The following is a 6,092-nucleotide window of genomic DNA, read 5'->3' on the forward strand; positions in this document are numbered from 1 at the left end:
GTTGGTCACTCGCTCCACTGTCTCCACATCCCACAGAGAACGTAAGAGGGGCAACGAATAATAAGGCGAATACAACTAACTTCGAGAATTTCATTGTGACTCCTGGCGCATTTGAGTTTTGATGTAGTACAAATAAGTGAAAATCAGCATTAGATTGGATCAGATATTATTCATATTTTAAGACAATTGTCAAACAGTTGGAAGCAGTTCTTTCGCAAAGTAATGGAGATTTTGTTCCTGGATAATATTTCAGATAGAATGTAGCGTTCTGGAGAAAGAGGATGTGCGTACTGCTATAATAAACACCATTACGGACAGAAAAAAACTTTAGATGCAGCATTCAGCTTAGAGTGTAATAGATTGAGGATTCCTGCATGCAAATTTGGGTAGACGCGGATGCTTGTCCTGCAGAAATCAAGGAGCTGTTGTTTCGCGCCGCGAAACGCACCAAGATGAAAACGACATTAGTCGCTAATCAGCCAATGCACACACCGCGTTCTGAATTCATTGATAGTTTGCTCGTACCCGCAGGCTTGAACGTAGCCGATCAACGGATTGTGGAACTGGTTCAGCCCGGCGATCTTGTGATCACAGCTGATATTCCCCTGGCCGCGGATGTGGTTGCCAAAGAGGGCCAGGCTTTGAATCCGCGTGGTATGCTTTACACCGACGCGAATATCGGCGCCATATTGGCATCCCGTGACTTAATGGACGATCTGCGCGGAGAAGGTCTGATCACCGGGGGGCCAGCCAACTTCAACGCCAAAGATCGAGGGGCATTCGCGAACCAGCTTGATCGGTGGCTGACTGCAGCGAAGAAGTAATTCTCGTCTGTAAAATGAGAATGTTGTACAAGCCGCAGCTTAAATCATTTTCGTAATGTGATAGTGTCGGTCTTCAGAAATTTCGACTTCTCCCAGATTACCCGCTCGTTCAATCATACGTTTGCAGTCGGCATTCAGATTACGCAGGTGTAATTCTTTGCCTTCCTGACGATAACGCTCTGCAATTTTATTGATCGATTCAATCGCCGATTGATCGTAAACGCGCGAGAAGTAAAAATCGATGGCAACATATGGAGGATCATTTACCGGATCGAGCAGATCGCGGAAACTACTGACCGATGCAAAGAACAGCGGACCATGCACTTGATACACTTTTGTGTCATCTTCAAAATGGATATCCGCCATCATATGTGTGGCATGATGCCAGGCGAATATTAACGCTTGCACCACAATGCCCAGCAGAACGGCAATCGCTAGATTATGAAACAGAACGGTATATCCAGCCACCAGAACCATCACCAGCACATCACTTTTAGGAACTTTATTCCATGTATGCAGCGTACTCCATTCAAAGGTGCCGATCACAACCATAAACATCACGCCGACTAAAGCGGCCATCGGAACCATCGAGATCACAGGTTTCAACAGCACAACGAAAGCCATGAGTCCCACAGCAGCAATCACGCCAGACAGTCGGCCACGACCGCCGGAATTGACGTTGATCAAAGATTGGCCAATCATCGCACAGCCGCCCATGCCACCGAACATTCCACAGACAATGTTCGCTGCTCCCTGTCCGATACATTCTCGGTTTCCGCTGCCGCGTGTTTCCGTAATTTCATCAATTAAAGTCAGCGTCATCAATGATTCAATCAAACCGACTCCCGCCAGGATCAGCGAAAAAGGTAAGATGATCATCAGCGTTCCCCAGGTAAAGGGGGCGAGTACATAACGTGAGTCGAGAAAGAACAGCATCGGTAACGGTTCTTTTGACGCTTGCACCGAAGCCACAGCCTCTTCGACCTGCTTCTGACTCAATACCGAAACGTCCACGGCTGTATTGGGATCTGCTGGAATCGCCGCTGTTTCCGGAGTTTCTACTGCCGCAGCCGCTTTCTGAACGGCGTTCGCTTTTAGGTTATTCATCATCAGATCGTCTACAGTTTGAACGATATTTGACTGACCTATAGGGTTCCAGCTCTCAGGAGCAAATTTGTTAATGCCCACGGCAATCACCGACACCATAATAATCGCGGCCAGCGAACTGGGGATTGCCTTCGTCAGCTTGGGAAGTAACACAATGATCGACATCGTCAACGCCACCAGACAAATCATAATCGTCAATGAAGTTCCGGGCAAAAATGACATCGTTCCGTCAATGCCCAGCGTTTTGAAACTGCCGATCTGAGCCAGGCCAATCACAATTGCCAGACCATTCACAAATCCCAGCATCACCGAATGCGGAACCAGGCGTATTAGTTTTCCCAGCCTTAGAACACCTACGGTAATCTGCAGCAGGCCACACAGAATCACAGCGGGGAACAAATATTGAATTCCATGAAGGGCGACCAGTGAAACGACCACCACAGCCATCGCTCCGGTGGCACCAGAAATCATGCCCGGACGACCACCCAACAGGGAACTGATCAAGCCAATAAAGAATGCAGAATACAATCCCACCGTCGGAGGAATTCCTGCAACAAAGGCAAACGCAACAGCTTCCGGCACCAAAGCCAGTGCCACTGTCAAACCCGACAAAACATCATCCTTGACCGAAGCAGAGTGCTTCGAAAAATACGCTAACATCAAAACTCCAATAAAATTCTTGAACTCTATTTGCAGGAGATGTCTGTACGACGAACCTTTTCGTCTTCAAACTCTCCCTGCTGACTCGATAAAAGGGGCGCACAGGAAACGGACTGCTCGAGTGCGAAAGCAGACCTGTATTTCGGGATTTCTGACTAACATTTCCCAAAATAAAAGGTTATACAACACGATCTAATAGCCGTTTAACGAAACGGAACCTCTAGATAATTTCAGAATTATCTGGGGGGTGTTGCAGGAAATCACGCGGGTCGTTGAGGGGATCAACGGATCTACTTGAGGACACGAAACATTGGCCTGTTTCGGTAAAGAGAACCCACACAACGCTTTTAGTACATTCCATATTTCTTCACAACCTCGGTTCAGCAAGAACTTCTGGATTTCCGCTAAGTCAACGTACTATTCAGCATTACCAGCACAAAGGTTTGTAGTTTTTGGAAGAAAGCTGCATCACCTGAGCCGAGTGCCTGCGATCTTTTTGGGTATTTTTACTACTCTCTCTCCAATCATTTCGCATCCTGTCCCAGCAAGTACCTCTTGACAACGTTTACAATTGTAGTTATTTACATCTGTAATCGATTAAGGAAGGAACCGAGATATGCATCAGATTTCTATTTCCGACGCCGAATGGCAGGTCATGAATATTATCTGGGACGGCCAGCCCCTCACGTCACAAGAGATCGTGGCTCGCTTGTCAAACCAGACCGACTGGGCCACCCCCACGATCAAAACCATGCTGCATCGCCTCGTCAAAAAAGAGGTCCTTACGTTTGAAGAACAGGGAAATCGGTACGTGTATCGCTCTCGCGTCAAACGGTCGGCCTGTATCAAACAGGCCAGCCGCGCCTTTTTGGAACGTGTATTTGACAGTGAACCAGCTCCGTTGCTTGCTCATTTCATGCAAAGTACCAAACTTTCTGCAAAGGAAATTGCAGAACTCCGCCGCATTCTCGATGACAAGGAACGTTGACCATGAATGGTTTCCTGTTAGCACTGAATTATCCAAATGAACTCTCCGAATATATTTCATTCCTGTTATTCTCTACCACATTCGCCGCCGCGATACTGGCGGCCCCTTTACTGTTGGTAAATATATTCGCGCGCAGATGGCTGACGGCGGGACAAATGGGACTGCTCTGGAGTCTTGTTCTCATCAGGCTTGCAATGCCCTACGGTTTTAGTTTGGAAAGTTCCTATAGTCTGCAAAATCTATTCATTGCATACGTGCAGGAGTCTGCCCCGGTTGAGCCCCCCGCTGATGCAGCAATGGAACCATGGCGTCCCGTCGGTTTTAGCTCAAAAGACGCAGCGATCCAGAACGCTTCAAACACGGCTTTCATCAAGCCCTCCCAGATAATAACACCCGAAGTCAGCTTCACAGGCACATTGCAACAATACCTCTTTTTCATACTCGAATGGTTCTTTCTGATCCTGCCCCCGATCTGGTTCGCAGGTGCCGTATTGATCTTGGGACGGATGCTGTTCACGCATTGGCGATTCACCCAAAAAGTCAATCAGGTTCCCGCATCCACAGATCAGCGACTGTTACAGCTTTGGAAAAACTGTTGCCAACAAGTTCACGTTCACCGTCCCATTCCCCTTATTGTCTTTGACGAAATTTCACAACCCTCTGTCATGGGAGCCATTCGTCCCAAACTGTTACTCCCCACCGATGTGGCGGATCTGGGAGATGAGCAACTCCAACTCATCATGCTCCACGAATTGGCACATATTAAGCATCGGGACCTGGCCGTCAACTGGATTTTATTCGGCTTGCGAATGTTTCACTGGTGGAACCCCATCTACTGGCTAGCCGCCACGCGATTTCACAATCTGCGCGAACAATCCCGCGATGCGATGGTCCTCCGTTGGCAGGAACAGCAAGACGAAAACAGTACTCAGAGTAATCATTCTCACGAATACAGCGAGCTTTTACTCACACTCGCCCAGCGCCCAGATGTCCGGTCACGCTGGCGTGTGTCCCTGCCAGTCTCTCTGCTCGGTTTCCTGAAGTCACCATTTCGCAAGCGGTCTCTCGCCAATCGGCTCAAGGCACTCCGTTCTGCGACGGTTAAAGTTCACCCGTTGCAGACGACAGCTGTTATAACAGTCATTGCCATTTTTGCTGCAACCGGGTTGGCCGATATCAAAGATATGCCAGTTAGTGAACCAATACAGCCTCTTCTAACATCATCTACTACAGTTGAGTTACAGCCCGGCATTTCAGATTTTGGACCTTTAATTGTGCAGGTCTTCGATGTGTCCGCACCTCTCAAAAAAATAATCGAAGAACAAAAAATCTCAGAAACCCAGGCTCGTCAGTGGATTTTACTCACAGTAAAAACGCAATTAGGGTTGCTGAATACGTCTCATCAATATCAGAGTGAGCTATTCCTCGAAAGTTCTAAACCATCGGCAAAATATGGTGAAGGCAACCAACTGATTGTTCGCGCGCCAGCAGTCTGGCAGAAGGAACTCAGAATCCTGCTGAATGCCTGGGAAGAGAGTGGCATGGGGCAGATCGTCTTAGAAATCCGTTTCGCGGAATTATCCACAGACATTGTAGCGAAGTCCGATATCGCATGGAATACCCTCGAAACTGATGTTGCTCCCGAATTCCACACCAAATATGAAAGTCTATCAGATTTAAAAGAACCTGCTGTGCAAGCCAGCGCTACTGTCGAAGAATATTTCCCGGTGCGTGTTGCCGTGCTGACGAAAGAGCAGGAATTTCAGTTTATACAAACAGCACAGGGTGACGAGCGAGCCAGTCTGATGTTTGCACCAAAGATCACTTTTTTTAACGGGCAAAGTGGGATGATCTCAAATTTAATCTACCGTCCCTATGTGATTGGGTTAGAGAAGCAGGATGACGAAAAATTGAAATCCAAAATTAAAATCATTGAAGAGGGAAGGAGTCTCACACTCAGGCCAGTTATCAAAGCCAATGGTTCAGAGGTAAGTCTCAAGGGCCTAATCCAACTGAGCCAAATCATAGAAGTAAAATTCATTACGACTGAGATTGCAGGTAAAGAGGCGACCATTCAATTCCCCCGCGTACACCGCAGACGCATTTCCGTTGCTTCGAATCTGAAAGATCACCAATGTTTACTCGTCTGTATCCCTCCCACACTTCAGCAGAAACGATTTCAATACGTGATGCTTAAAGTTAGCATTCTCGAAGACCCCACCCAGGTGAATTCCAGTCAACCCGGTCATTCTGCTAAGCAATCAGACTGATGGAAATACAATGAATTCCACCGATGCATTACTCCAGGCACTGATGATTATGATTAATGCGGCGTTTCCATTAGAAGAAATCAGTGAGTTCAATGATTCACGCGATTCTTTGGAAACAGATTCATTGAATCAATATATCGTTGGCAAAAATTGGCAGGAAATTGATCCTGCGGAATTAATTACGCGTTCGTTTACTGTTAATTATCTGGGACCTCAATCAGCAGCGTCACTCTTACCCGCGCT

At 47.3% G+C, this 6,092-nt stretch carries 5 protein-coding genes; 4 read left to right on the top strand and 1 reads right to left on the bottom strand.

Annotated features, from left to right (window positions below; translation table 11 throughout):
* Nucleotides 1–374 precede the first annotated feature (374 nt).
* Complete coding sequence (locus tag Q0668_RS25715) at nt 375–824, top strand: YaiI/YqxD family protein (protein WP_298869430.1); 450 nt, start codon at nt 375–377, stop codon at nt 822–824.
* Between the two features lie 39 nt (nt 825–863).
* On the opposite strand, the gene Q0668_RS25720 is transcribed toward Q0668_RS25715, so the two are convergent.
* Entirely contained in the window at nt 864–2,591 is a 1,728-nt protein-coding gene (locus Q0668_RS25720) for a SulP family inorganic anion transporter (RefSeq protein ID WP_298869431.1), read from the bottom strand.
* A gap of 616 nt (nt 2,592–3,207) precedes the next feature.
* On the opposite strand from Q0668_RS25720, the gene Q0668_RS25725 reads away from it, so the two are divergent.
* From Q0668_RS25725 to Q0668_RS25735, 3 genes are all read left to right on the top strand, one after another.
* Nucleotides 3,208–3,579: a BlaI/MecI/CopY family transcriptional regulator gene (locus Q0668_RS25725; protein WP_298869432.1), complete on the top strand. Its 372-nt coding sequence runs from the start codon at nt 3,208–3,210 to the stop codon at nt 3,577–3,579.
* Between the two features lie 2 nt (nt 3,580–3,581).
* Complete coding sequence (locus Q0668_RS25730) at nt 3,582–5,849, top strand: M56 family metallopeptidase (RefSeq protein ID WP_298869433.1); 2,268 nt, start codon at nt 3,582–3,584, stop codon at nt 5,847–5,849.
* 10 nt (nt 5,850–5,859) lie between these two features.
* Nucleotides 5,860–6,092 (top strand): hypothetical protein (locus Q0668_RS25735; RefSeq protein WP_298869434.1); only part of this gene is annotated, 233 nt, incomplete at its 3' end.

It is taken from the genome of uncultured Gimesia sp., from assembly GCF_937910335.1.
In the GTDB taxonomy this organism is placed as follows: domain Bacteria; phylum Planctomycetota; class Planctomycetia; order Planctomycetales; family Planctomycetaceae; genus Gimesia.